Annotated in this window: 20 protein-coding genes and 2 pseudogenes; 8 read left to right on the forward strand and 14 right to left on the reverse strand. The window is 70.0% G+C overall.

Translation table 11 applies throughout. From position 1 onward, the window contains the following. The first annotated feature begins 130 nt into the window (after positions 1-130). Together ABIC66_RS00110 and ABIC66_RS00115 are read left to right on the forward strand one after the other, a co-directional pair. Positions 131-1,069 carry an N-formylglutamate amidohydrolase gene (locus ABIC66_RS00110; protein ID WP_354067194.1) on the forward strand — a complete coding sequence of 313 codons (939 nt, stop codon included), beginning with the start codon at positions 131-133 and terminating at the stop codon, positions 1,067-1,069. A gap of 138 nt (positions 1,070-1,207) precedes the next feature. Continuing rightward, positions 1,208-1,549 (forward strand): annotated as a pseudogene (locus tag ABIC66_RS00115) (endonuclease domain-containing protein). A gap of 61 nt (positions 1,550-1,610) precedes the next feature. Here the strand turns inward: ABIC66_RS00115 and ABIC66_RS00120 are convergent. Continuing rightward, positions 1,611-1,967 carry an energy transducer TonB gene (locus ABIC66_RS00120; RefSeq protein WP_502910272.1) on the reverse strand — a complete coding sequence of 119 codons (357 nt, stop codon included), beginning with the start codon at positions 1,965-1,967 and terminating at the stop codon, positions 1,611-1,613. A gap of 607 nt (positions 1,968-2,574) precedes the next feature. On the opposite strand from ABIC66_RS00120, the gene typA reads away from it, so the two are divergent. Both typA and ABIC66_RS00130 read left to right on the forward strand, forming a co-directional pair. Continuing rightward, positions 2,575-4,410: a translational GTPase TypA gene (typA, locus tag ABIC66_RS00125; RefSeq protein ID WP_354067195.1), complete on the forward strand. Its 1,836-nt coding sequence runs from the start codon at positions 2,575-2,577 to the stop codon at positions 4,408-4,410. Between the two features lie 383 nt (positions 4,411-4,793). Continuing rightward, a complete protein-coding gene (locus tag ABIC66_RS00130) occupies positions 4,794-7,238 on the forward strand; it encodes a putative bifunctional diguanylate cyclase/phosphodiesterase (RefSeq protein WP_354067196.1) in 2,445 nt (814 codons plus the stop codon). Here ABIC66_RS00130 and ABIC66_RS00135 read toward each other — a convergent pair. Then, positions 7,235-7,370 (reverse strand): annotated as a pseudogene (locus tag ABIC66_RS00135) (hypothetical protein); the annotation flags it as partial. The gene ABIC66_RS00130 and the pseudogene ABIC66_RS00135 sit on opposite strands and share 4 nt — an antisense overlap. Before the next feature lie 20 nt (positions 7,371-7,390). Beyond that, positions 7,391-7,636: a GlsB/YeaQ/YmgE family stress response membrane protein gene (locus ABIC66_RS00140; RefSeq protein WP_354067197.1), complete on the reverse strand. Its 246-nt coding sequence runs from the start codon at positions 7,634-7,636 to the stop codon at positions 7,391-7,393. 89 nt (positions 7,637-7,725) lie between these two features. Between ABIC66_RS00140 and ABIC66_RS00145 the strand changes: the two genes are divergently transcribed. Then, complete coding sequence (locus ABIC66_RS00145; RefSeq protein ID WP_354067198.1) at positions 7,726-8,886, forward strand: aminotransferase; 1,161 nt, start codon at positions 7,726-7,728, stop codon at positions 8,884-8,886. Positions 8,887-9,029: 143 nt separating this feature from the next. On the opposite strand, the gene ABIC66_RS00150 is transcribed toward ABIC66_RS00145, so the two are convergent. After that, complete coding sequence (locus tag ABIC66_RS00150) at positions 9,030-11,600, reverse strand: hybrid sensor histidine kinase/response regulator (protein WP_354067199.1); 2,571 nt, start codon at positions 11,598-11,600, stop codon at positions 9,030-9,032. Between the two features lie 78 nt (positions 11,601-11,678). Next, the gene (locus ABIC66_RS00155) at positions 11,679-12,443 is read right to left on the reverse strand and encodes an SDR family oxidoreductase (RefSeq protein ID WP_354067200.1); all 765 of its coding nucleotides are present in this window, start codon (positions 12,441-12,443) and stop codon (positions 11,679-11,681) included. Positions 12,444-12,619: 176 nt separating this feature from the next. On the opposite strand from ABIC66_RS00155, the gene ABIC66_RS00160 reads away from it, so the two are divergent. Further along, a complete protein-coding gene (locus tag ABIC66_RS00160) occupies positions 12,620-13,102 on the forward strand; it encodes an SRPBCC family protein (RefSeq protein WP_354067201.1) in 483 nt (160 codons plus the stop codon). Between the two features lie 115 nt (positions 13,103-13,217). Here ABIC66_RS00160 and ABIC66_RS00165 read toward each other — a convergent pair whose 3' ends face one another. Next, the gene (locus ABIC66_RS00165) at positions 13,218-13,970 is read right to left on the reverse strand and encodes an extensin-like domain-containing protein (protein WP_354067202.1); all 753 of its coding nucleotides are present in this window, start codon (positions 13,968-13,970) and stop codon (positions 13,218-13,220) included. A 127-nt stretch (positions 13,971-14,097) separates the two neighbouring features. On the opposite strand from ABIC66_RS00165, the gene ABIC66_RS00170 reads away from it, so the two are divergent. Then, positions 14,098-15,477, forward strand: coding sequence for an MFS transporter (locus tag ABIC66_RS00170; RefSeq protein ID WP_354067203.1), 1,380 nt, complete (start codon positions 14,098-14,100; stop codon positions 15,475-15,477). Positions 15,478-15,605: 128 nt separating this feature from the next. Here ABIC66_RS00170 and ABIC66_RS00175 read toward each other — a convergent pair whose 3' ends face one another. Together ABIC66_RS00175 and ABIC66_RS00180 are read right to left on the reverse strand one after the other, a co-directional pair. Next, entirely contained in the window at positions 15,606-17,603 is a 1,998-nt protein-coding gene (locus tag ABIC66_RS00175) for a methylmalonyl-CoA mutase family protein (protein WP_354067204.1), read from the reverse strand. Between the two features lie 150 nt (positions 17,604-17,753). After that, on the reverse strand, positions 17,754-18,485 hold the full coding sequence (locus ABIC66_RS00180) for an enoyl-CoA hydratase/isomerase family protein (RefSeq protein ID WP_354068337.1): 732 nt from the start codon (positions 18,483-18,485) through the stop codon (positions 17,754-17,756). Between the two features lie 265 nt (positions 18,486-18,750). On the opposite strand from ABIC66_RS00180, the gene ccrA reads away from it, so the two are divergent. Continuing rightward, on the forward strand, positions 18,751-20,025 hold the full coding sequence (gene ccrA, locus ABIC66_RS00185) for a crotonyl-CoA carboxylase/reductase (protein WP_354067205.1): 1,275 nt from the start codon (positions 18,751-18,753) through the stop codon (positions 20,023-20,025). A gap of 149 nt (positions 20,026-20,174) precedes the next feature. Here ccrA and ABIC66_RS00190 read toward each other — a convergent pair whose 3' ends face one another. Genes ABIC66_RS00190 through ABIC66_RS00215 form a run of 6 tightly spaced genes read right to left on the reverse strand, consistent with a single transcriptional unit; the run spans position 20,175 to position 25,281 of the window. Beyond that, entirely contained in the window at positions 20,175-21,386 is a 1,212-nt protein-coding gene (locus tag ABIC66_RS00190) for an MFS transporter (protein WP_354067207.1), read from the reverse strand. A gap of 47 nt (positions 21,387-21,433) precedes the next feature. Next, positions 21,434-22,792 carry an aminotransferase class V-fold PLP-dependent enzyme gene (locus ABIC66_RS00195; protein ID WP_354067208.1) on the reverse strand — a complete coding sequence of 453 codons (1,359 nt, stop codon included), beginning with the start codon at positions 22,790-22,792 and terminating at the stop codon, positions 21,434-21,436. A 2-nt stretch (positions 22,793-22,794) separates the two neighbouring features. Next, positions 22,795-23,361: a rhodanese-like domain-containing protein gene (locus tag ABIC66_RS00200; RefSeq protein ID WP_354067209.1), complete on the reverse strand. Its 567-nt coding sequence runs from the start codon at positions 23,359-23,361 to the stop codon at positions 22,795-22,797. Beyond that, positions 23,358-23,897: a DUF6691 family protein gene (locus ABIC66_RS00205; protein ID WP_354067210.1), complete on the reverse strand. Its 540-nt coding sequence runs from the start codon at positions 23,895-23,897 to the stop codon at positions 23,358-23,360. The genes ABIC66_RS00200 and ABIC66_RS00205 overlap by 4 nt, the downstream gene beginning before the upstream one ends. Beyond that, positions 23,894-24,385: a YeeE/YedE thiosulfate transporter family protein gene (locus tag ABIC66_RS00210; RefSeq protein WP_354067211.1), complete on the reverse strand. Its 492-nt coding sequence runs from the start codon at positions 24,383-24,385 to the stop codon at positions 23,894-23,896. The genes ABIC66_RS00205 and ABIC66_RS00210 overlap by 4 nt, the downstream gene beginning before the upstream one ends. A gap of 8 nt (positions 24,386-24,393) precedes the next feature. Then, positions 24,394-25,281, reverse strand: a complete 888-nt coding sequence (locus ABIC66_RS00215) for a sulfurtransferase (protein ID WP_354067212.1) — start codon at positions 25,279-25,281, stop codon at positions 24,394-24,396. Between the last annotated feature and the right edge of the window lie 19 nt (positions 25,282-25,300).

A 25,300-nucleotide genomic window follows, 5' to 3' on the forward strand; every position in this document is an offset into this window, starting at 1 on the left:
GCCACCTTAGCGCGTTGTCCGTAAATCGGGGATGAACCTAAATGTCGCGTCCTGTGGACGAATAGGATCCGTGGGTTCGCCGCCACGCATTGCCGTTTGACCCGGCGGCGGCGGGCTTCGATGATGACGCATGAGCGCTTGGCGGCCTTTTCCGACCGACCCCCTGGCCCATGACGGGCCCACCGCGCCGCTGGAGACGCTCAGCGGTCCGGCGTTCGAGGTGCTGCGCGCCGCCCCGGCCGGAGCCCCGCCGCCGACGGCCCTGGTGTTCGCCTCGCCCCATTCCGGCGGCGTCTATCCCGAGGAGATGATCGCGGCGGCCCGCCTGCCGGTCGAGACCCTGCGCGCCTCGGAGGACGCCTTCGTCGACCGAATCGTGGCCGGCGCGCCGGCGCTGGGGGCCGGGGTGATCCGGGCCCGCTTCGCTCGCGCCTACCTCGATCTCAACCGCGAGCCGTGGGAGCTGGATCCTTCGATGTTCGACGGCGACCTGCCCGAATACGCCCGCGGCCGCACGGCTCGGGTGGCGGCCGGGCTGGGGACGATCCCCCGCATCGCCGGCGAAGGCCGGCCGATCTACGCCCGCAAGCTGACCTTCGCCGAGGCCAGGGACCGGGTCGAGCTGGCCCACCGCCCCTATCACGACGCCCTGGACCGCCAGCTGGCCGCGGCGCGGGCCGCGCACGGGGTCGCGATCCTGATCGACTGGCACTCGATGCCGGCCGCCGCCGCGCGCGGCCAGCGGGCCAAGGGCGGCGGGCCGTGCGACATCGTGCTGGGCGACCGCTTCGGCGCGGCCTGCTCGCCCAAGCTGACCGGCCTGGTCGAGCGCGAGCTGGAAGCCCTGGGCTACCGCGTCACCCGCAACGCCCCCTATGCCGGCGGCTACACCACCGAGCACTACGGCCGCCCGGCCAAGCGCACCCACGCCCTGCAGATCGAGATCAACCGCGCGCTCTACATGAACGAGACGACGCGCGAACCGACCGAAGGCCTGGCGCGCCTGACGGCCGACGCCGAGACGCTGACCCGGGCGCTGGCGGGGCTGGATGTGGGGGAGTTGCGGTAGGGAGACGAAATCCCTCTCTCTGAGAGAGAGGGAGGGGCCCGCGCCGAAGGCGCGGGAGGGTGAGAGGTTTCACCACCGGCCGGAAAATTCCGATTCCTTCGGTTGAACATCCTCGGCGGCGAAGCTCAAGCTCCTACCATGGATCCGATCGCCAACGCCCGTCGCCTACGCCAGAATCAGACCTTGGCGGAGAAGGTGCTGTGAAACCTCGTCCGCAGCCGTCGCCTCGGCGGGTTCAGGTTCCTGCGTCAGGAGCCGATCGATCGCTATTTCGCGGACTTCGTCTGCGAAGCGGTGAAGGTGATCGTGGAGCTGGACGGACCAGTTCATGAAGGCCGCGAAGACCGTGATGCGCGGCGAACCGAGGTGCTGGAGCTGTTCGGATATCAGGTCGTGAGGTTTCGCAACGAGCGGGTGCTGGCCGATCCCGGTGGGACGGCGGACGAGATCCTGGCCGTGCTTCGTTCGGCGAGATTGTAACCTCTCACCCTCCCATCGCTGCGCGACGGGCCCCTCCCTCTCTCTCAGAGAGAGGGGGATTCTACTGCCCCCTCGGCAGCGCGAACCGGATCGTGATTCCCGGCAGGCGTCGCGAGACTTGGACCGCGTTGGGGCCGTCCACATTGACTTGATAGTAGGTCATGGCCGTCAAGGCCGCGCCGCCGAAGCCCAGGCCTTGAGGATTCTCGCCGGTCACGACGCAGTCGCCCAGCGTGCCGTCGCGGCGGATCACGCAGGACAGGGTCGCCGCGCCCTCGACGCCGGCGCGGCGGGCGGTGGCGGGAAACAGCCGGGCCAGCACGTCGTCCGACGGTGATTTCAGGATCCGCAGCGGCGGCAGCGGCGTTTGCGCCCGCGTCTCGGCGCCGGCCAGGCCCAGAACGGCCACAAAGGCCATCGATAGCAATCGTCCCCGCCTCAAAGCCCGCCCCCCCGGTCAGCTTTTCGTCGCGCGGGAAGAGGGACCGATCGTCCGGGCGCTGTCAAACGCCGTCGCCTGTGACGCTACCCGAGCCGAGTTCGGCTCGCCTGCCAGACGGTTCCGAGGCTTTTCGGCCGCTTCGGCCAAAAAAAAGCCCGGCGAAACCGCCGGGCCAGTTCATTAGGGAGGAAACGCCCAGGAAGGGCAGAAGCGGCAGCGCCGCCTCACAGGATTGTTTATAGGGTGCGGCGCAAAATCAGGCAAGTGAAAAGTTGAACTTCAATGTCGATTTTTCGACAGGGGATTTACGCAACCCGTTACAGCGTAAGGATCACGGAACGGCGCTCTTTGAAATTGCCTTAAATTTGTGCATGCTGCGATGCACAATTTGTTGCGTTTGAAACGGTCTCTGGCGAGAACATCGCGCAAACCCAAGCTGGATAAGGCTTTCGCGTTGACACCGGTTTCCTGCGACAAGTGTTTCATAGCGGTGGGGGTGGATAAATCGAGCGCAGTCGCGTAAAAGCCGCGCGCCTGACGCGTGGCGTCATCTCCTATTCCTCCCGAAAGTCCGTCCGTTCCCATGTCCATGCGAAATATCGCCATCATCGCGCACGTCGATCATGGCAAGACCACCCTCGTCGACCAGCTGCTGGCCCAGTCGGGCGTCTTCCGCGCCAACGAAGCCACGACCGAACGGGCGATGGACTCCAACGACCAGGAGCGTGAGCGCGGCATCACCATCCTGGCCAAGTGCACCAGCGTGCTGTGGAACGGCGAAGCGGGCGAGACCCGCATCAACATCATCGACACCCCCGGCCACGCCGACTTCGGCGGTGAAGTCGAGCGCATCCTGGGCATGGTGGACGGCTGCGTCCTGCTGGTCGACGCCGAGGAAGGCGTCATGCCGCAGACCAAGTTCGTGCTGACCAAGGCGCTGAAGATGGGCCTGCGCCCGATCCTCTGCATCAACAAGGTCGACCGCGCCCACGCCGATCCGGACCGCGTCCACAACGCCGCCTTCGACCTGTTCGCCGCCATCGGCGCCACGGACGAGCAGCTGGACTTCCCGCACATCTACGCCTCGGGCCGCGCCGGCTGGGCGACGCTGGACATGAATGTCCCCAACGACAACCTGGCCCCGCTGTTCGACCTGATCGTCCGCCACGTGCCGGAACCCAAGCAGATCGCCAAGAAGGACGAGCCGTTCCAGATCCTGAACGTGCTGATCGAAAGCGATCCGTTCCTGGGCCGCCTGCTGACCGGCCGCATCGAGAGCGGCAAGGCCGTCCCGGGCATGGCCATCAAGGCCCTGGACCGCAACGGCAAGGAAATCGAACGCGGCCGCATCACCAAGGTGCTGGCCTTCCGCGGCTTGAAGCGCTCACCGGTCGACGAAGGCGCCGAGGCCGGTGACATCGTCGCCATCGCCGGCATGTCAAAGGCCACCGTCGCCGACACGCTCTGCGCGCTGGACGTGACCGAGGCCCTGCCGGCCCAGCCGATCGATCCGCCGACCATCTCGATGACCGTCTCGGTCAACGACAGCCCGCTGGCCGGCCGCGAAGGCGACAAGGTCCAGAGCCGCGTGATCCGCGACCGCCTGCTGAAGGAAGCCGAATCGAACGTGGCCATCAAGGTCACCGAGACCAGCGAGGGCGACGCCTATGAAGTGTCGGGCCGCGGCGAACTGCAGCTGGGCGTGCTGATCGAGAACATGCGCCGCGAGGGCTTCGAGGTTTCGATCAGCCGTCCGCGCGTCGTGTTCCAGACCGATCCGGAAACCGGCAAGCGCCTGGAGCCGATGGAAGACGTCATGATCGACGTCGACGACGAGTTCTCGGGCATCGTCATCGAGAAGCTGTCGCTGCGGAAGGCCGAGCTGAAGGACATGGGCCCGTCGGGCGCGGGCAAGACCCGCCTCCAGCTGGTCGCCCCCTCGCGCTCGCTGATCGGCTATCAGGGCGAGTTCCTGACCGACACGCGCGGTTCGGGCGTGCTGAACCGCGTGTTCAGCCACTACGAGCCCTACAAGGGCCCCATCGAGCAGCAGCGCAAGGGCGTGCTGATCTCGAACTCGGACGGCGAGACCGCGGCCTACGCGCTGTGGAACCTGGAAGAGCGTGGCGTCATGTTCGTCGGCGCCGGCGAGAAGACCTATCTGGGCATGATCATCGGCGAGAACGCCCGTTCGGACGACCTCGACGTCAACCCGATGAAGGCCAAGCAGCTGACCAACGTCCGCGCCTCGGGCAAGGACGAGTCGATCCGCCTGACCCCGCCGCGCCGCATGACCCTCGAACAGGCCATCGCCTATATCGAGGAAGACGAGCTGGTCGAGGTGACCCCGAAGAACATCCGCCTGCGCAAGCAGATCCTGAACCCGTCGTTCCGCAAGCGTCGCGTCAAGGAAGAATAGGGTTTTCGGACCGTCGAAAATCGGGCCGCCGTTCGCAAGGACGGCGGCCTTTTTCGTTGGGGGTCCCGCTAGCAAGGGGTCGTCTTCCTCGCTCTCGTGGCGAGGATCCATGGTTCGGCCGAGCTCGGCATTGAAAAGAGATCTCGGCCGGCGTGCGCGATCCCTCGTCAATGCAGAAGCGCCTGAACGCTGGACCCTAGGCACAAGGCCTAGGAAGGCAGGTTGGGAGCGGCAAATCTTCGCCGGGAAAACTGAAAGCCGCCGCGCGAATACCCCTGTTTCACATCGACTTTCTTCGTCGACCACACGACTTAACCGTGAATTTACCCGGGCGGACGATGGTCGCGCCGGGGGATTTCGCTCCGGAAGAGTAAAGGGCCGCCGTGCGCATCGTCGCCAGCACGTTGATCCAACGCGGCTTGACCGCCCTGCTCGACCGCGTGCTGCCGGACCTGCCCGAGGCCATGGCCGGCCGGGTGCGGTTCGAGCAGGTGCAGAGCATCCTGCGCATGACGCCGGTGATGATGGGCGCCAACATCGTCATCGCCCTGCTGGTCGGCCTGGCCGGCCTGAACAGCCCGCACACCGTCGCCCTGACGATCTGGGCCGCCCTCGTCGTCAGCTATGGCCTGCTGGGCCTGCGCGGCTGGGTCGCCGCCCAGCGCCGCAAGAGCGGCAAGAGCACCGTCTCGGCGCGCGGCGTGCGCCGCATGACCTGGCAGGCGGGCCTGCTGGGCGTGCTGTGGGGCGCGCTGCCCATCCTGACCATGCCCAAGGCGCAGGGTTTCGCCGGCGCCATGCCGATGCTGGTCGCCTCGGTGATCGCCGGCATGATCGGCTGCGGCGGCTTCGCCATGCTGACCCTGCCGGCCGCCGCCATCGCCTATTCGACCCCGATGGTCCTGGGCTCGCTCTACGTGCTGGCCACCAGCAACGATCCGATCCTCTACGCCCTGGGAGGGCTTCTGATCTTCTGCCACATGGTGGTCAGCGTCTCGTGCCTGTCGCACGCCAAGATCTTCGCCGACCGCCTGGTCGCCGCCGAGGAGCTGGAAAAGCAGAAGCAGGTCGTCAGCCTGCTGCTCAGCGACTTCGAGGAAGGCGCCAGCGACTGGCTGTGGGAAGTCGACGCCGCCGGCCGCATGACCTACGTCTCCGACCGCATGGCCGCCGCGGCCGGCGCCGACAAGGAGGCCCTGATCGGCCGGCCGATGTCGGACCTGTGCGGCGCGGCCGAGGCGCCCGCCGGCCCGGTCGCCGCCCTCTCCGCCCTGTTCGCCGAGCAGCGCGCGTTCCGCGACGTCGTCGTCTCGATCGGCGTCGGCGAGACCGTCCACTGCCAAGAAACCCACTGGTGGTCGCTGTCGGCCAAGCCGGTGCACGACCTGGACGGCGACTTCATCGGTTTCCGCGGCGTCGGCGCCGACATCACCCAGGCCCGCGAGGACCAGGCCCGCATCTCGCGCCTGGCCCACTACGACGTCCTGACCCAGCTGCCCAACCGTCTGTCGTTCCTGCAGGCCCTGGGCAAGGCGTGGACCGAGCACGGCCGGCCCAAGAGCCACAGCGGAACCGGCGCCGGCTGCGCGGTGCTGTGCCTGGACCTCGACCACTTCAAGGGCGTCAACGACAGCCTGGGCCACCCGATCGGCGACGACCTCTTGATCCAGGCCTCGGCCCGCCTGCGCGACTGCGTGGCCGAGCACATGGGCCATGGGGGCTTCGTGGCCCGCCTCGGCGGCGACGAGTTCGCCGTGGTGATCGCGCCGTCGCCCGGTCACGAGGCCCTGGGCGCCCTGGCCCAGGCGATCGTCGCGGCCCTGTCGAGGCCCTATGACGTGCGCGGCCACAACGTGCTGATCGGCGCCAGCATCGGCATCGCCGTGGCGCCGATGGACGCCGACGATCCCGACGGCCTGCTCAAGCACGCGGACCTGGCCCTCTACCGCGCCAAGGGCGACGGGCGCGGAGCCTATCGGTTCTTCGAGACCGCCATGGACGTCTGGGCCCAGGAGCGCCGCGAGCTGGAGCTCGATCTGCGCGACGCCCTGGCCAAGGCGGAACTGAAACTGTTCTTCCAGCCGCTGATCGGCGCCCACGAGAACGAAACCACCGGCTTCGAGGCCCTGCTGCGCTGGCAGCATCCGCGTCGCGGCCTGGTGCCGCCGTCCGACTTCATCGAGTGCGCCGAGCAATGGGGCCTGATCGGCGCCATCGGCGAGTGGGTGCTGTACGAGGCCTGCCGCACGGCGGCGACCTGGCCCTCGCACCTGACCGTCGCCGTGAACCTGTCGCCCAACCAGTTCGCCTCGGGCGAGCTGGTGGCCCAGGTCAAGGCCGCGCTGAACGCCTCGGGCCTGGCGCCGGAACGCCTGGAACTGGAGATCACCGAGGGTCTCCTGCTGCACGACAGCGTCAAGACCCTGGAGCAGCTGGCCGCCCTGAAGGCCCTGGGCGTCAAGATCGCCATGGACGACTTCGGCACCGGCTATTCCAGCCTGGCCTATCTGTGGCGGTTCCCGTTCGACAAGATCAAGATCGACCGCTCGTTCGTGGCCGAGATGCAGGACAATTCGGCGATCGCCGACATCCTGCGCACCATCGCCCTCTTGGGCCAGACCCTGAACCTGGAGGTCACGGCCGAGGGCGTCGAGACCGCCGCCCAGGCCCGCCTGCTGGCCGACATGCGCTGCGACACCTTCCAGGGCTTCCTGTACGGCCGCCCGATGCCGGTGGGCGATATTCCGAGCTTCCTGGTCTCCAACCTGGCGCGGCGGATGCGGCGCGGGGTCGAGGATGATGGGGCGGAAGAAGCGGTCGGGTACTAGGTCCTAACGCAAAAATACGTGTCATCCCGGACGGCCCGAAGGGCCGATCCGGGACCCAGGGGGTGAAGGAACGCCGCGCGCGCCGCCCCTGGGTCCCGGCTCTTCGCGCTGCGCGCTACGGCCGGGATGACACCTTTTTGAACTGAGCTTTCCTACTTCTTCAACAGCCCCAGCAGCCACAGCAGCAGGATCGCCCCCAGGCTGGAGATGACCAGGCTGCCGATCCAGCCCCAGAAGTGGATGCCCAGCATCCCGGCCAGGAACGCGCCCAGCAGCGAGCCGACCAGGCCGACGATCAGGTTCATCCAGAACCCGTGATCGCGGTTCATGACCTTCTCGGCGATCCAGCCGGCGAAGATCCCGATGATGATGGCTCCGATAAAGCCGACGCCGTGCATGCGATTCGTCTCCCGATAGCGCGTTGAAGCCAGGCTATGAAAATGCGCCGGCCCTGCCTAGACCGCCCACGCCGTGCTACGCCGAGCCCATGGTCCATCCCGTCTTCGACAACCTGCCGACCACGATCTTCGAGCGCATGAGCGGCCTGGCCCGTCAGCACGGCGCGATCAACCTCGGCCAAGGCTTTCCCGACGACCAGGGACCCCTGCCGGTGCGCGAAGCCGCCGCGCGGGCGCTGATCGAGGGCTCCAACCAATATCCGCCGATGCGCGGCCTACCCGAGCTGCGCGCCGCCGTGGCGGGTCACTATGGCCGGACACAAGGCCTGGCGCTGGACCCCGACACCGAGGTCACCATCACCTCCGGCGCCACCGAGGCCCTGGCGGCGGCCTTCCTGTCGCTGATCTCGCCGGGCGACGAAGTGGTGCTGTTCCAGCCGCTGTACGACGCCTACCTACCGCTGGTGCGCCGCGCGGGCGGGATCCCCAAACTGGTCCGGCTCACCCCGCCGCATTGGCGCTTCGACCGGGCGATGCTGGCGGCGGCGTTCAGCGACAGGACCCGGATGGTGGTGCTGAACAGCCCCCTGAACCCGGCCGCCGTCGTCACGCCGGAGGAGGATCTGGCCCTGCTGGCCGAGTTCTGCGTCCGGCACGACGCGATCGCCGTCTGCGACGAGGTCTGGGAGGCCGTGGTCTTCGACGGCCGCCGCCATCGGCCGCTGATCGGCGTCCCCGGCATGCGCGAGCGGACCGTCAAGATCGGCTCGGCCGGCAAGCTGTTCGGCATGACCGGCTGGAAGGTCGGGTTCCTGATCGCCGCCCCGCCCCTGACCAAGGCGCTGGCGGCGGCCCACCAGTTCCTGACCTTCACCACCCCGCCCAACCTGCAAGCCGGCGTGGCCTGGGGGCTGGAAAACCACCGCGCCTGGTTCGACGAGATGCCGACCGAGCTCCAGCGCTCCCGCGACCGGCTGACCGCCGGCCTGCGGGCGGCGGGCTATGTCGTGCTGGAGAGCCAGGGGACCTACTTTCTGAACGTCGACCTGGCGGCGTCCGGGATCGGCGTCGACGACGTCACGTTCTGTGAGCGCTGCGTCGCCGAGTTCGGCGTCGCGGCGATCCCGGTCTCGGCGTTCTTCGCCGAGGATCCGGTGCGGACCGTGGTCAGGCTGTGCTTCGCCAAGGCCGACGCGACGTTGGACGAGGCGGTGGAGAGGCTGGCGGCGGCGCGGGTGGCGATGGCCTAGCGCCCCCTCCGTCACGCTGCGTATCCGCAGCGCGCCACCTCCCCCGCAAGCGGGTGAGGAGGAAGCCGCTTATCCTCCCCCGAGAAACGGGGGAGGTGGATCGGCGCGAATACGCGACGAGACGGAGGGGCGTCAGGCCGCCCCTACAGCGCCCCGAACCCCGCCGCCAGTTCACGCGCCGCGCCGCGGGCCAGGCAGCGGTCCATGGCCGAGAGCAGGTTGCGCAGGTCGATCGGCTTGGCGACGTGGGCGTCGCAGCCGGCTTCCAGGCAGGTCTTGATCTGGGCCGACATCACGTCGGCGGTCAGGGCGATGACCGGCAGGCGGGCGAAACGCGGGTCGCGGCGCAGGCGGCGGGTGGCCTCCAGCCCGTCCATCACCGGCATGTTGACGTCCATCAGCACGATGTCCATCGGCTGGGCCGCCAGGGCGTCCAGGGCCTGCTGGCCGTTCTCGGCCTCGACCAGCTCGCAGGCGAACGGCTCGAGGAACAGGCGGATGACCCGGCGATTGACCGGATGGTCGTCGACCACCAGCACGCGGCGGCCCTGCAGGGCGACGAAGCCGCCGCCCTCGTCCTCGTTCGCGTCGTCCTCCCAGACCGGGATGTCCGACGGCTCGGCCGGATCGACCATCATCTCGATGGTGAAGATCGAGCCGCGCCCCTCTTCGCTCTCGACCGAGATCTCGCCGCGCATCATCTCGACCAGGCGGCGGGTGATGTTGAGGCCCAGGCCCGTGCCGCCGAAGTTGCGGGTGGTCGAGGCGTCGGCCTGGGTGAACGGGCTGAACAGCTTGGCGACCGTGGCGTCGTTCATGCCGATGCCGGTGTCGGACACGCGCAGCCGCACGCGCATTTTGCCCCCATCTTGAGGACTGGCGTCCATCGGATAGCAGGCCAGGCTCACCTGGACCTTGCCGTGGGTCGTGAACTTCAGGGCGTTGGAGACGAGGTTGGTCAGACATTGGCGCACGCGCACGCCGTCGAACATCAGCAGGCCCGGCGGCGAGCTTTCCAGCTTGAACGCCAGATCCACGCCCTTCTCGCGGGCCGTGGGCTGGTAGCCGCCGACCAGGCGGGCGCAGGTCTGGACGATGTCGCCGACCGTCGGGGCTATCTCCAGCTTGCCGGCCTCGATCTTGGACAGGTCCAGGATGTCGTTCAGCAGCACCAGCAGGGTGTCGCCGCTGTCCATGATCAGGTCGACCTGCTCGCGCTGCTCGGGCGTGACCGGACCGGCGCGGAGGGCCTGGGCCAGGCCCAGCATGCCGTTCAGCGGCGTGCGCAGCTCGTGGCTCATCACCGCCAGGAACGAGGACTTGGCCTGGCTGGCGGCCTCGGCGCGCTGCTGGGCCTTCTTCAGGCGGCGGGAGGCGCGGCGCTGATGGACGGCCCAGGCGACGCCGCCGGCGACCAGTATGCCCAGCAGCACGGCGATGACCACCGAGGCCCGCGCCAGGCTGCGCGACAGCCGCACCTCCTCGGTCAGGCGGCGGCTTTCGTCGCGTTTGGCCCGCAGTTCGCTGTCGAGGGCCGAGGACATCTCGGCCACGCTGCGCTGGTGGGCGCGCTCGGCCTCGACGCTGTCGGTCTTGCGCCAGGCGTCCAGCTTGCGGAAGGCCTCGGCGCCGCGGCCCTCGGCCTGGTCGATATAGGCGTCGATCAGGGCCTCGGCGTGCGGATCGCGCGGGGCCAGGGCCTCGGGAACAGCCTTCAGCCGCTCCAGGTCGGCGCGGGCCGCGGCCGCCTGCCCCAACTGAGCGTGCGCCAGGGCCCGTTGGGCCAGCATCAGCACCTGCAAGCGGCCGACGGGATGGGCCAGATCGGCGGCGGCGGGCTCCAGGCAGGCCAGCACGCGGGCCGGCGTCTCGCGACGGGCCGCGATGCGGGCGCACAGGAAGCGGTCCCAGGTCCGCAGATCCTTGTCGCCGTCGGTCGTGGTCATGTGGTGGTGCAGGGCCGCGAAGCGCTCGGCGGCGTCCAGCTCGCCCAACTCGGCGGCCGTGTAGGCGATGTCGTAGATCCGCTCGATCTTGCGGACATAGAAGGCGTCGCGCTCGTCGAGGCGCGCGGCCTGCGCCATGTGGTCCAGGGCGCCTTCCTTGTCGCCGATGTCGGACAGGGTGTAGCTGTGCACCTGGTGCAGCTCGGCCAGCAGCGGCTGGGCGATGCGCCCGCGCTTCTCCAGATCGGTGGTCAGGTCGGCGGCCAGGCGCGCGGCCTGCGCCCAGCGCCCGACCTGGCCCAGGTGCCGCACGCGCTCTATGCCGGCCATCCGCCGGATGTCGGGGCCGGACTGCTCCATGAAGCGGCGCCAGTCAGCGTCGGTGAAGGCGCGATAGCCATGGGTTTCGTGGCGGTAGGCCGTCGCCTCAAGGTCCGCCAGGGCCGCCAGCGCCGGGTCGTGGTCGCGCCGGGCCGCCTCGCGGGCCTGGGTCGCCCAGGCCTCGAACCGTCCAGGGATCTGGTTGCTCTTATAGGCGTACAGCACCCGCCACAGGCCATAGAGCCGCGACTGGCCCCGCTCGCGCAGCGCCCGCTTGCCGGCCCGCTCGATGTCGACATTGTCGCGCGGCGGATTGCGCAGCTCGTGGGCGCCGATCTCCTGGCTCAACTGCTCAAGCCGCTTGCCGAGCGGCATGCCGGATTGGGCCCAGGCGGCGCTGGCCGTCAGGAACCCGATCAGCACGAAAAAGGTGAAAAGCCGCCGCAACTGGGTTCCCTGCAAACTGCGGCCAGCCTTCGCGACGACAGATGTAGGACGGGTTAAGCCTACCGCCGCGGTTGCGGTTCAGATCGTCGCGCCCCCGTCCACCACCAGGGCTTGTCCCGTCATGAAGCTGCCGGCCTTCGAGGCCAGATAGACGGCCGCGCCGGCGATTTCGTCCGGCTCGCCGATCCGGCGCAGCGGCACGCCGACGGTCGAGCGCTTCAGGGTCTCGGGATTGTCCCACAGGGCCTTGGCGAAGTCGGTCTTGATCAGGCCGGGCGCGATGCAGTTGACCCGCACATTGTCGGGTCCGAACTCGTGCGCGAGGTTGCGCGCCAGCTGGAAGTCGGCGGCCTTGGAGATGTTGTAGGCCCCGATCACGGCGTTGCCGCGCAGGCCGCCGATCGAGCTGACGATGATGATCGACCCGTCCTTGCGGGCCTGCATCTCGGGCGCGACCATCGAGATCAGCCAGTGATTGCTGATGATGTTGTTGTCCAGGATCTTGCGGAACTGGTCGTCGCTGATCCCGGCCAGCGGGCCGTAATAGGGATTGCTGGCGGCGTTGCAGACGCAGACGTCGACCCGGCCGAAGGCCTTGCGGGTCTCGTCGACCAGGGCCTGGAGGTCATCCTTGGAGGCGATGTTGGCCGCGACCGCGATGGCCGTCCCCGCGCCGTGCCTGGCGTTCAGGGCCGAGGCGACCTCTTCGCAGGGCTCCAGCTTGCGCGACGAGATCACCACCTTGGCCCCGTGCTCGGCCATCCGCTCGGCGATCGCCTTGCCGATGCCGCGCGAGGACCCGGTGATGATGGCCACCTTGCCGGACAGGTCGAAGAGGTTCATGGCGGGCGCCCCAAACGTTTGTTTGAATTGCCGCCACAGTGCGGCGGGGAAAGGATTGGGTCAAGCGCCCGAGGGTGTCGCGAACCGCTGTTCGAAAAATTTTCGCGGGCCGTGTCGGGAGCGCTGGATCACCTCCGTCCTTGGGGCGAAGGTTCAATCCAACAGGAGAAAATCCCATGCCCCTCGACACCGCCAACTTCCCGGCTGATCGCGAACTGGTCCTGGAGCGCATCATCGATGTGCCCGCCGACAAGCTCTACAAGTGCTGGACCACGCCGGAACTGATGCCGCAGTGGTTCTGCCCCAAGCCGTGGACCGTCTCGGACGTGCGCATGGACATCCGCGCCGGCGGCAACAGCTACATGGTCATGAACGGCCCGAACGGCGAGCGCATGCCGCAGCGGGGCGTCTATCTGGAAGTCGTGCAGAACCAGAAGCTCGTCTTCACCGACGCCTTCACCGAGACCTGGCAGCCTTCGGAAAAACCCTTCATGGTCGCCATCGTCACGTTCGAGGACCTGGGCGGCGGCAAGACCCGCTACAAGGCCGTGGCCCGTCACTGGACCGTCGCCGATCGCGAGGCCCACGAGCAGATGGGCTTCCACGTCGGCTGGGGCATCGTGGCCGACCAGCTGGCCGAGCTGGCGGCGACGCTCTAAAAACTGTCATCCCGGCCAAGCGCGAAGCGCGCCGAGCCGGGACCGCCGGGAGCTCCGAGCTTGTCGCGGTCCCGGCTCTTCGCTGCGCTTCGGCCGGGATGACAGGTTTTTCCGGCTACCCGCACTTGTTCCACCCGCTCATGTCGAGGTGGAAGTGGTCGTGGTGCTCGGCGTTGTAGTCCGGGCTCAGCGTGGTCAGGAACACCCGGCAGGCGCCGTCGCGCACCCGCCGCAGGAACTGGCCGCGCGGGCCCGGATCGGTCCAGTCCGCCGCCACGCTGATCACCTGGCCGTCGGTCAGCTTGAAGGCGGCGATGTCGATGGCGTCGGCGCTGGCGTGCTGGCTGATCGGCCCTTCCTGCAGGCCGTACATCCGCCGGCAGGCGTAGCTGCCGTAGTGCTGGAAGGCCACGACGCCCTGGCCCAGCAGTTCGTCGGCGGCCGGCTGCACCACCTGGCGCTCCCAGATCGTCAGGGCCAGGGCCTCCTTGCAGGCCAGGGGCGCGTCGGCCGGCTCGAACCGGGCGAGACCGGTCTCCAGCCGCACGGCGTCCCGCATCTTGCAGAGCTCGCCCTCGGTGCGGTCCGGGACCTCGGCATAGACCACGCCGGCGCGGCTCATGATCCCGCGACACAGCTTGGGGTCCGCCCCCGCCCGCGCCGCCTTGACCCTTGTCGCCAGGCCCACCGGATCGACGACGCTGAGCGGCTTCCACGGCAGGTGCTGATCGGGGATCTTGCGCTCGGCCACGAAGGCCATCAGCAGCACGATCAGCCACAGGATCACCAGACCCGCATAGCGGGCCAGCCGGGCCCGATGACGGACCTCGTGCTCGATGCGCGGATTGTGCGGAACGCGGTAGCGCATGAGAGCGGGGAAGCGCCTTACGGAAGCAAAGGTTAACGCCGCACCCAAGCACGACCATGGCGACGGGTTCAACCGTCGCCGCGCCTGAAGGCTTGGCTATGGCGTCGAAAAGCGCCATGTGCCCCGCATGACCTCGCCCGCCACCCCCACGCGCCTCGTCGACAAGGCCCTGGCGCCCCGCTTCGCCCTGCTGTGCCTGGGCATCTGGCTGAACGCCGCCGACACCCTGGTGACGGCCACCATCATGCCCAGCGTCGCCCGCGAGATCGGCGGCTATCAGTATTTCGGCTGGTCGGTCGCGGCCTATCTGACCGGCTCGATCGTCGCCGGCGCCTGTTCGGGCAAGCTGTCCCTGGCCCTGGGCCTGCGCACCGCCACCGCCCTGACCGGCCTCGTCTACGCGATCGGCTGCGCGATGAGCGCCCTGGCGCCGGAGTTCGTCACCTTCATCCTGGGCCGGCTGATCCAGGGCCTGGGGGCCGGGGCCGTGGTCGCCCTCTGCTACGTGGCCATCACCGCCCTGTTCCCCGAGAGCCTATGGCCGCGCGTCTATGGCGCGGTGGCGGGCGTGTGGGGCGCGGCGACCCTGCTGGGCCCGCTGCTGGGCGGCCTGTTCGCCGCCGCCGGCTTCTGGCGCGGGGCGTTCTGGATGTTCGTGATCCAGGCGGTGATCTTCGTCGGCGCGGTGCTGGTCATGCTGCCGGCCAGCCAGCGGGACGCGGGCAAGGGCCGCATCCCGACCTTGCAGCTGGTCCTGCTGGTCGTCGGCGTCAGCCTGATCGGCGGGGCCGGGGTCGTGGCCTCGCCGCTCTGGGCCATGGCCCTGGCGGTCGGCGGGATCGCCGGCATGGCCGCCATGCTGGCCGCCAACACCCGCACCCACGACCGGCTGCTGCCCAAGTCCGCCGCCGACCTGCGCACCGCCACGGGCCTGGGCCTGTTGACGATCTTCGCCTGCGAGGCGGCGGTGATCGGCTTCACGGTCTATGGCCCCGCCTTCATCCAGGCCCGCCACCACGCCTCGCCGTTGACGGCCGGCTATGTCACCGGCGCGATCGCGGCCGGCTGGACCTTGTGCGCCATGGTGTTCGGCCACACCCCGGCCGAGAAGGACGGCCGCCTGGTGCGCCTTGGGGCGGGCGTGATCCTGCTGGGCGCCCTGGCCAGCGCCTGGGCCGTGGCGCGCGGGAGCTTGATCGAGATCGCCCTGGCCTTCGCCGTGCTGGGCTGCGGCTTCGGCCTGGCCCACGCCTTCATCGCCCGCCGCACGATCGCCGGCGCGCCCAGCGACGAGCAGGCCATGGCCTCCTCGGCCGTGCCGACCGCCCAGCTGATTGGCGGCGCGGCGGGCTCGGCCGGGGCGGGGGCGATGGCCAATGTCCTCGGCTTCAGCCACGGGATCGACCTGAGCCTGGCGCCGACCAACGGCCTGATCCTGTTCGCGGCCTTCACGCCGCTGGCGGTGGTGGGCTTCTGGGCGGCGTGGCGGCTGGGGCGGAATGCCTAGAGGCTGTCATCCCGGGCGAACCCCGGCGAAAGCCGGGGGAAGACCCGGGACCGCCGCAGGCTCCGAGCTTCCGGCGGTCCCGGCTCGGCGCGCTTCGCGCTTGGCCGGGATGACAGGTCTTCGCCGGCTCAAGCCCGCTCCAGCGCCGTCGCCTCGACCAGCTTGACGACGTCGCCCATGATCTCCGTGATCTTGAAGTCCTTGGGCGTGTAGATCCGCGCCACGCCCATCTGTTTCAGGATCAGGGCGTCCTCGGGCGGGATGATGCCGCCGGCCACCACGGGGATGTGCTCGAGCCCCTCGGCGCGCATCACCCGGATCACCTCCTGCACCAGGTCCAGGTGCGAGCCCGACAGGATCGACAGACCGACCACGTGGGCGCGGCTTTCCTTGGCGCGGCGGACGATCTCGTCCGGCGTCGAGCGGATGCCGTCATAGACCACCTCCATGCCGCAGGCGCGGGCGCGGGTGGCGATCTGCTCGGCGCCGTTGGAGTGGCCGTCCAGGCCCGGCTTGCCGACCAGGTAGGTGAGCGTGCGGCCCAGCACGCGCGAGACCCGCTCGACCTCGCGCTTCACCGCCTCGACATCCTCGGCCTCGCCCGTGGAGACGACCACCGCCACGCCGGTCGGGCCGCGATATTCGCCGAACACCTCGCGCAGCGCCCCGGCCCATTCGCCGGTCGTGACCCCGGCCTTGGCCGCGACGATCGAGGGCTCCATCACGTTGCGGCCGTCGCGGGCGGCGGCCTTGAGGTCGGCCAGGGCGGCCTCGACCGCTCCGGCGTCGCGCCCCGCGCGCCAAGCCTTGATGCGGGCGATGACGTCGGCCTCGAGGCGCGGGTCGACCGTCTCGATCGAGCTTTCGCCGGCCGCCCCAGTCGCCGTGAGCGGAGAGGCTTCGCTGTCGGTCCAGCGATTGACCCCGACCACGGTCATCTCGCCGGTCTCGACCGAGCGCACCCGCTTGGCGTTGGAAGCGACCAGCTCGGTCTTCATGTAGTCGATGGCGCTCGACGCCCCGCCCATCGCGTCGATCAGGGCCAGCTGCTCCAGCGCCCCCTTCGACAGCTCGGCGACCTTGGCCTCGACCACGTGGGAGCCGTCGAACAGATCCTCGTATTCCAGCAGGTCGGTCTCGTACGCCAGCACCTGTTGCAGCCGCAGCGACCACTGCTGGTCCCACGGGCGCGGCAGGCCCAGGGCCTCGTTCCAAGCCGGCAGCTGCAGGGCCCGGCAGCGGGCGTCCTTGCTGAGCGTCACGGCCAGGGCCTCGATCAGGATGCGGTAGACGTTGTTCTCGGGCTGCGGCTCGGTCAGGCCCAGCGAATTGACCTGCACCCCGTAGCGGAAGCGCCGCGCCTTCGGGTCCTGGACGCCGTAGCGCTCCAGCAGGATCTGGTCCCACAGCTTGGTGAACGACCGCATCTTGCACAGCTCGGTCACGAACCGCACGCCGGCGTTGACGAAGAAGCTGATCCGCGAGGCGACGATCTCGAAGTCCTCGTCGGGCACTTGGCCGCCGGCCTTGACGGTGTCCAGCACCGAGATGGCGGTGGCCAGGGCGAAGGCCAGCTCCTGCTCCGGCGTCGCCCCGGCCTCCTGCAGGTGGTAGCTGCAGACGTTCATCGGATTCCACTTCGGAACCTCGCGATAGCACCAGGCGATCATGTCGCCGATCAGCCGCAGGCTGGGGCCCGGCGGAAAGATGTAGGTGCCGCGCGACAGATACTCCTTGATCAGATCATTCTGCGTCGTGCCCTGCAGCAGCGCCCGATCGGCCCCCTGCTCGTCGGCCAGGGCCACGTACATCGCCAGCAGCCAGGCGGCCGGGGCGTTGATGGTCATCGAGGTGTTCATCCGGTCCAGCGGGATCTCGCTGAACAGCTGGCGCATGTCGCCCAGATGGCTGATCGGCACCCCGACCTTGCCGACCTCGCCGCGCGCCAGGATGTGGTCGGGATCGTAGCCGGTCTGGGTCGGCAGGTCGAAGGCCACCGACAGGCCCGTCTGGCCCCTGGCGAGATTGGCCCGATAGAGCGCGTTCGACTTCTCGGCCGTCGAGTGCCCGGCATAGGTGCGGAAGATCCACGGCGGATCCGGCGCGTGCTGGTACGGCTTGGTCATGGTCGCTCCCGGGGTCTTTTCGTTCTTGATTATCAGCGATCATGATCCGGGTTTTGTTGCGATGCAATATGTCGTTCGCGGATGCGAATTGGGAAGTGGGTCGCACGCCAAGCCCCCTCTCTCTCTAAGAGAGAGGGGTCGCGGGAGGCTTCACCGCCCCGTAAACACCGCCGCCCGCTTGGCCATGAACGCCGCCCGCGCCTCGGCGTGATCGGCCGTCGCCGCTAGGCCCGGCGTCTCGGCCTCCGTCGTCGATACCCCCGAGGCCACCCGCTTGGTCGCCTCCACGGCCAGCGGCGCGCGGGAGGCGATCGTCCGGGCCATGGCGATCGCCGCGCCCAGCAGTTCGTCGGCCGGATTGACCTCGGCCACGATCCCGTCGGCCAGGGCCCGCCGGGCGTCGAACGGCGCGCCGGTCAGCAGGTGGGGCTTGGCGCGGCTCTCGCCGACCAGCGCCGTCAGCCGTCCTGCCGAGGCGGTCAGGCCCATCCGCACCGCCGAGCAGGCGAAGCTGGCCTGGTCGCCGGCCAGGCGGATGTCGCAGGCCAGGGCCAGCTCCAGCCCGCCGCCGATGCACCAGCCGTTGACCGCCGCGATCACCGGGACGCGGCAGGCGGCCACGCGATCGCACATGTCGAGGAAATGCAGGATCGCCGCGCTCTGGGTCGGGGCGTCGCGCGACAGGGACTCGGCCAGGTCGTCGCCGGTGCAGAACGCCCCGTTGCGGCCGGTCAGCACCACGACCCGCACCGCTCGGTCGGCCTCGATCGCCGCGAAGGCGTCGAGCAGCCGCGCCCGCTCGGCCATGGCCAGGACATTGGCCGGGGCGGTGTCCAGCTCGACGAGGGCGATCGCGGGGTCGGGGCGGGTCAGGTGGATCATGGCCGGCACGGTGGCCCGCGCCGCGCCCGCCCGCAACCTTCCGTCGCGACAGCCCGGGCTTCATGCTGCGACGCACAAGATTCCGCTTGCCAGTTTCAAACAACTGTCTCAGCCTAGCGATCTTCCGGGCGATTTTTTGCGCTCGGAAGCCAAAAACGATCCGAAGGCGAGACGTTTTCACCGTTTCGACCGCCGGACGCGCAGCCGAGTTTGACCTTCGCGCGTTGTTGCAGCGCAGAAGGATGACCAGGGAACGGGGAGTGAGATGACGACCGAGACGCTTGAGAAGACCGAGCTGAAGGACCTCTACGAGATCGGCGAGATCCCGCCGCCCTTCCACGTGCCCAAGTCCATGTACGCCTGGAGCATCCGCAAGGAGCGTCATGGCAAGCCTTCGACCGCCATGCAGGTCGAGGTGGTCCCCACCTGGGAGATCGGCGAGGACGAGGTGCTGGTTCTCGTGATGGCCGCCGGGGTCAATTACAACGGCGTCTGGGCCGCCCTGGGCGAACCGATCAGCCCGCTGGACGGCCACAAGCAGCCCTATCACATCGCCGGCAGCGACGCCTCGGGCATCGTCTGGAAGGTCGGCTCCAAGGTGAAGCGCTGGAAGCTGGGCGACGAGGTCGTCATCCACTGCAATCAGGACGACGGCGACGACGAGGAGTGCAACGGCGGCGACCCGATGTTCTCGTCCAGCCAGCGGATCTGGGGCTACGAGACGCCGGACGGCAGCTTCGCCCAGTTCTGCCGGGTGCAGTCGCGCCAGTTGCTGCCGCGCCCCAAGCACCTGACCTGGGAAGAGGCCGCCTGCTACACCCTGACCTTGGCCACCGCCTATCGCATGCTGTTCGGCCACAAGCCGCACGAACTCAAGCCCGGCCAGAACGTGCTGGTCTGGGGCGCGTCGGGCGGGCTGGGCGTCTTCGCCGTGCAGCTGGCCGCGGTGGCCGGGGCCAATGCGATCGGCGTGGTCAGCGACGACGACAAGCGCGAGTTCGTGCTGTCGATGGGCGCCAAGGCGGTGCTGAACCGCAAGGAGTTCAACTGCTGGGGCCAGCTGCCCAAGGTCAACGGCCCCGAGTTCAACGACTACATGAAGGAGAGCCGCAAGTTCGGCAAAGCCATCTGGCAGATCACCGGCAATCGCGACGTCGACCTGGTGTTCGAGCACCCTGGCGAGTCGACCTTCCCGGTGTCGGTGTTCCTGGTCAAGCGCGGCGGCATGGTCGCCATCTGCGCCGGCACCAGCGGCTTCAACCTGACCATGGACGCTCGCTTCCTGTGGATGCGCCAGAAGCGCGTCCAGGGCAGCCACTTCGCCAATCTGATGCAGGCCAGCGCCGCCAACCAGCTGGTCATCGACCGCCGCGTCGACCCGTGCCTGTCGGAAGTCTTCCCCTGGGACCAGATCCCGGCCGCCCACGAGAAGATGCTGGCCAACCAGCACCTGCCCGGCAACATGGGCGTGCTGGTCTGCGCGCAACGGCCGGGCCTGCGGACGTTCGAAGAGGTGCAGGAGCTGAGCGGGACGCTGTAGGGCGAACACTCGGCCGCCCTCCTAACACCGCTCATCCCCGCGAAAGCGGGGACCCAAGCCGAGTCCGCGGATGGATTCCGAGCGGCGCCACGTGCTGAGAGTCCGCTTGGGTCCCCGCTTTCGCGGGGATGAGCGGAATTGAAGGACGGCTAGTCTGAATGTCGGTCCGCCATGGCCGACCGCTGACCGAAGACTGTCAGCAGCGCCGCCGCCACGCCCGTGGCCAGGGCCACAGGCACGAGCGCCGACACCACCGCGACGCCGGTCGCGCCGCCGCCGATCAGTTGGGCGGCGGCCAGGGGGCCGAAGATCGAGCCCAGGCGGCTGGCGGCGATGGCCGCGCCGACCCCGGTCCCGCGCACGGCGTCGGCGTAGAGCCGCGGCGCCAGGCTGTAGAGGGTGAACTGGCCGCCCATCAGCAGGAAGCCCGCCGCGAAGGCCAGGGCCGCGATCGCGCCGCCCGCGCCCGCTGCCGCCAGGCCCAGGAGGGCCAGGGCCAGGCCGGCGAACCCGCCGATCAGCGGCCAGCGCGGCCCGAACCGATCGGCCAGCAGGCCGAACAGGATCCCGCCGCTGGCTCCGCCCAGGTTGAACAGCGCCGCCGCCGTGAACGCCGCGCTCTTGGGCAGGCCGCGCGCCACCAGCAGCGTCGGCAGCCAGTTGAGCAGCAGGTGCAGGATCAGCGCCGTCAGGGCCACGGCGACCCACAGGCTGAGGCTGATGGCCAGTCGGCTGGGCGCGAACAGCGCGGCCAGGGCCGCTCGCCCTTGCCGCGCGATGGCCTCGGGCCGCCCCAGCGGAAGGACCCCGTGCAGCAGCGGCGCGATCAGCAGCGGCGCCAGGCCGCCGAACACGAAGATCATCCGCCAGTCCTCGGCCAAGGGCGAGCGCGCCAGCAGGCCCGCCAGCGCGCCGCCCAGCGGCATGCCCGCCGTGACCAGCGCCACCATGGTCGCCTTGCGCGCCGCGCCGGCCTGCTCGGAGGCCAGGGCGATCAGCATCGGCATGGCGCCGCCCAGGCCCAGGCCCGTCAGAAAGCGCGCCGCCAGCAGCGGCTCGAAGCTCCGGGCCAGGGGCGTGACCAGCGAGAACAGACCGAAGGCGGCGGCCGAGAACACCAGCACCGGCCGACGGCCGATGCGGTCGGCGATCGTCCCGCCGACCGAGGCGCCGATCATCAGGCCGATCAGGCTGGCGCTGAACGCCCAGCCGGCCTGGCCGGGCGACAGGCCTAGCGCCGGGACCATGCGCGGCGCGGCCACGCCCATCGACTGAATGTCGAAGCCCTCCAGCATCGCCGCCAGCAGGCAGACCGCCCAGATCGCCCACGCGCCGCCCGGCGCCCGCTTGCCCGTATCCATGGCCGCTCCCCGTTTCGGGGAGACTAGGCCAGAACGGGCCCTCCCAGCTATCCCTCGACATAGGTCTCGATCAGGGCCAGCGCCCGGTCGAGATCGCCGAAGGTGGTCGGCGCGCCGACCGACAGCCGCAGGGCTCCGACCGCCGCCCCCTCCCCTAAGCCGTCCAGGCAGGTCCGGAACGCCTCCACGCTGAACCGGCCGTCCAATTGGTCGAGGCAGCGGGCCGCCTCGGGACGGTCCAGGCCGAACGCCGCCTCGGCCGCGCCGGGATTGCAGAAGCAACCGCCCCGGATGGCCACGCCGTGGTCGCGGGCCCGCCGCTCGACCTCGCCGTAGGGGATCACCCCGCCGTCGGGGCGTAGCAGGTTGAAGGCCACGGTCCCGCCGCGCGCCTCCAGGTCGCGCGGACCGTACAGCCGCGTCAGCGGGGCGCCGCCCGCGTGGCGCGTCGCCGTCATGCGCTCCAAGACATAAGCGGTCAGCGCCTGGATCCGCGCCCTCAGCGCGGCCTGGGGAATGCGCTCCAGGAACGCGAAGCCGCCGTCCACCGCCGTCAGGGCGAGGAAGTTCGGCGTGCCGTCCTCGAACCCCTCGCGCCCGGCCTTTAGGGCGTGGCGGCCATGGGCGATCGAGACGAAGTCGACCGCGCCGCCCGCGAACCAGGGCCGCCGCAGCCGCGCCAGGGCCGACCGCTTGGCGATCAGCGCCCCCACGCCCGTCGGCAGGCCAAACAGCTTGTAGAACGAGCAGGCCACGAACTCGGCCGGGTGGCGGCGCAGGCTGAGCCCCCCGTACGGTCCGGCCGAGGCCGCGTCGATCATCACCTCGCAGCCCAGGGCCTGGGCGATGTCGACCAATACGAGATCATGGCGCACGCCCGAGAAGTTCGACTGCTGAGGAAACGCGAACAGCCCCGGCCCATGGGCCAGCACGGCCGCCCGCAGGCGCTCGCCGCCGCGGTCCAGCCGCAGCTCGGGATCCAGTGGCAACACCGCGACCGGGGCCCCGGCGCGGCGGGCGTATTCGCCCACGCCATTGACCGAGTTGTGGTTGTCGGCCGTCAGCGCCAGCCCCCGCCGCAGCGCGAACGGATAGCTCTCGGCGACCAGCTTCAGGGCCGCCGTGGCGTTGGCCGTGAAGATCACGTCGTAGACCGCCGGGTCGGCGTCGAAATAGGCCAGGGTCGCGGCGCGGGCGGCGGCCTGGGCGGTGGCGCTGTCGCGCGAAGCCTGGTGCTCGGAGTGCGGATTGCCGAACACGCCCCGCGCCAGGCGGTCGGCGTGGTCCCGCGCCTGCGACGCGCCGTGGAGACCCGCGGCGGTGTAGTCGAGATAGGCGATCCCCGCCGCGTCCAGGCGGCCGAACTCCTCGGCGCGCAGGGCGTCGAAGTCGAAGGTGTCGGTCATGGCTAGCATCCACGCCTCCTGTGGGGCGTTGGGGCCGGCGCTTCCCCGTGCGCGCTGAACCGGGGCGAGCCGCCGAAGAAGCGGCTGAGCTCGATCAGCGTCTCGCGCTCGGCCGATGGCATGTCCGCCGGGATCGCCGGGGCCATGACCTCGTCCCACCAGTCGGCGAGGCCGCCGGCGACGAACGTCACGTGGGCCACGCCCAGGGCCCGCAGCAGCACCCACGCCTGGCCGGCGTGGGCGCCTTCCTGGGAGTAGAGGACCACCGTCTGGTCCGGCGCGAAGGCCGTGCGCACCAGCCGGTCCAGCGGCAGGTTCTCGGCGGTCGGGATGGCGTCGTCGCCGAACGCCTCGGACGGGCGCACGTCGATCACCCGCAGGCCCGGCCGGCGCTCGCGGATCCAGCCGGCCAACGCGCGCGCGCCGACATGGTCCGCGCCGTCGTCGATCGCCTTGACGAGGCCGTCGATGTCCAGGCCGCTGGCGTGGGGCCGAAAGGGGCTGCCGACGAACGGGGCGGCCAGGCCAAGGGCCAGGGCGCCGAGGCCCAAGCGACGCGTCGCGCTCATCGGCTCACCTCCCGACGGCCGATCGCGGCCAGCACGGCCAGGCCGCCGACGGTGACCAGCGCCACCGCCACGCCGTATGGCAGGCCCGTCAGGCCCGGCAGCGTCAGGGGCCCCTTCGGCGTGGCGTCGTAGAGCGGCGCCAGCAGCGGAAAGGCCAGGCCGGTCAGCAGCATCCCCGCCAGCAGGCCCAGCATGGTCGCCCCGCCCTCGAGGCGGCCGCTGGCCAAGGCCACGCACGCGGTACCGGGGCACAGGCCGCTGAGCACGAAGCCCAGGCCGAACACCAGCCCGCCGACCCACTGCGGCAGCAGGAAGGTCTCGGGCAAGTAGAGGCTCCCCAGGTCGATGACGCCCAGCCGTCCCAGCCAGAAGGCCCCGAGCATGGCGGTCAGCACCGCGCTCAGCATCACCTTCAGCACCGTGAAGTCGCGCAGGTAGAACTGGCCGGCCAGTTTCGGCGGATCGCCCAGGCCGGCGCGCTCCAGCGCCGCCCCGAACGCCAGGCCGACCAAGCCGGCGAGCAGGAGACCGCTCACGGCCACAGCCTCCGGGCCAACGGCGCGGCCAGGAAGCCGCCGATGAACAGCGCGGCCATGAACAGCCAGGCGCCGACGCTGAGCAGGGCCCCGCCGCTGAGCGCCAGGCCGCTGGTGCAGCCCCGCGCCAGCGCCGCGCCGACGCCCATCAGCGCCCCGCCGCCCAGCGCCGCGACGAACCGGGCGCGACCCGGACGGGCCTGGGCCAGCTTGAACCGGCCGGCCAGCATCGCCGAGACCATGGCCCCGACCAGGATCCCTGCGACCTCGACCACGATCCAGGCGCTCCACGGCGCGCCGGTCGACGCATAGTCGCGAACCCAGGCGTTGTCGGTCTTGGGCCCGAAGGCCTCGATCAGCGCGACGGCGACCCGGGCGAAGGCGCCGGACGCGCCCAGCCCCTGGCCGGTCAGGGCGAAGCTGGCCAGCAGCACCAGGCCCAGGCCGACGCCGGCGAGGTAGGGATTGGCGTAGGGGCGACGGCTCATGGGGCCACTCATAGGGCCACGGGCAGGTCGCGGATCGACCAGTCCTCGAACGAGCCGTCATAGAGCACCGCGTCGATGCCGACCGCGCGGGCCGCCGTCACCACCGCCGTCCCCTGCTGGCCGATGTGGCAGTAGACGATGGCCCGATCGCCGGCCTTGACCCCCGCCGTCCGGAACAGGGCCAGAAGCGCGTCCGGCGACTTGAAGGTCAGGTCGTCGTTGGTGACGCTGGTGAACGGCACGCTGAGCGCGCCCGGGATGTGGCCGCGCTTCATGTGGTCGTGCGCGCCGCCGGCCTGCAGCCCGCCGTAGAAGACCGGCGCGCGGGCGTCGATCAGGGCGTAGCCCGGCTGACCGGCGTGGGCGCGGACGAAATCGACATCGACGATGGTCGGCCGCGTCTGGAACGCCGCCAGGGCGCCGGGCGTCGCCGGCGGGGTCGCGGCGGCGGTGACCGCCCCGCCCTCGCGCCGCCACTTGGGCAGGCCGCCGTCCAGCAGGTCGGCCCGCTCGCCCAGGCCGGCGGTGCGCAGGGTGAACAGCACCCGGGTCGCGGGCGACACCCAATCCTCGCCGAAATAGACCACGACCCGCGAACGGTCCGTGACGCCCAGCGCCCGCAGCCGTTGGCGCAGATCGTCGGCGGTCGGCATTTCCAGGGTCCGGCCGCCGGCATTGGTGGCGATGTCCGACAGACGGACGAACCGCGCGCCGGGGATGTGGCCGGCCTCGAACTCGGCCGCCTCGCCGATGTGCAGCAGGACGAGGTCGGGGTCCTTCAGGTGGCTGGCCAGCCAGCCGGTGGACACCAGCGGGTTCTCGCGCGGCGCCGCCTGGGCGGGTCCGGTCATCAGCAGGGCCGTCAGGGCCACTCCCGTCAAAGCTCGCAGTCGCATCGTCGCCTCCTTCGATCGT

The organism is Caulobacter sp. 1776, from assembly GCF_040545685.1.
Taxonomy (GTDB): domain Bacteria; phylum Pseudomonadota; class Alphaproteobacteria; order Caulobacterales; family Caulobacteraceae; genus Caulobacter.

Coding starts and splice junctions, on each gene's coding strand:
- ABIC66_RS00200 (WP_354067209.1), bottom strand. CDS start 23,361: ATGAGCGCGACGCGTCGCTTGGGCCTCGGCGCCCTGGCCCTTGGCCTG.
- ABIC66_RS00165 (WP_354067202.1), bottom strand. CDS start 13,970: ATGCGCTACCGCGTTCCGCACAATCCGCGCATCGAGCACGAGGTCCGT.
- typA (WP_354067195.1), top strand. CDS start 2,575: ATGTCCATGCGAAATATCGCCATCATCGCGCACGTCGATCATGGCAAG.
- ABIC66_RS00180 (WP_354068337.1), bottom strand. CDS start 18,485: ATGATCCACCTGACCCGCCCCGACCCCGCGATCGCCCTCGTCGAGCTG.
- ABIC66_RS00155 (WP_354067200.1), bottom strand. CDS start 12,443: ATGAACCTCTTCGACCTGTCCGGCAAGGTGGCCATCATCACCGGGTCC.
- ABIC66_RS00145 (WP_354067198.1), top strand. CDS start 7,726: ATGGTCCATCCCGTCTTCGACAACCTGCCGACCACGATCTTCGAGCGC.
- ABIC66_RS00190 (WP_354067207.1), bottom strand. CDS start 21,386: ATGGATACGGGCAAGCGGGCGCCGGGCGGCGCGTGGGCGATCTGGGCG.
- ABIC66_RS00170 (WP_354067203.1), top strand. CDS start 14,098: ATGACCTCGCCCGCCACCCCCACGCGCCTCGTCGACAAGGCCCTGGCG.
- ccrA (WP_354067205.1), top strand. CDS start 18,751: ATGACGACCGAGACGCTTGAGAAGACCGAGCTGAAGGACCTCTACGAG.
- ABIC66_RS00195 (WP_354067208.1), bottom strand. CDS start 22,792: ATGACCGACACCTTCGACTTCGACGCCCTGCGCGCCGAGGAGTTCGGC.
- ABIC66_RS00140 (WP_354067197.1), bottom strand. CDS start 7,636: ATGCACGGCGTCGGCTTTATCGGAGCCATCATCATCGGGATCTTCGCC.
- ABIC66_RS00110 (WP_354067194.1), top strand. CDS start 131: ATGAGCGCTTGGCGGCCTTTTCCGACCGACCCCCTGGCCCATGACGGG.
- ABIC66_RS00160 (WP_354067201.1), top strand. CDS start 12,620: ATGCCCCTCGACACCGCCAACTTCCCGGCTGATCGCGAACTGGTCCTG.
- ABIC66_RS00210 (WP_354067211.1), bottom strand. CDS start 24,385: ATGAGCCGTCGCCCCTACGCCAATCCCTACCTCGCCGGCGTCGGCCTG.
- ABIC66_RS00175 (WP_354067204.1), bottom strand. CDS start 17,603: ATGACCAAGCCGTACCAGCACGCGCCGGATCCGCCGTGGATCTTCCGC.
- ABIC66_RS00120 (WP_502910272.1), bottom strand. CDS start 1,967: ATGGCCTTTGTGGCCGTTCTGGGCCTGGCCGGCGCCGAGACGCGGGCG.
- ABIC66_RS00215 (WP_354067212.1), bottom strand. CDS start 25,281: ATGCGACTGCGAGCTTTGACGGGAGTGGCCCTGACGGCCCTGCTGATG.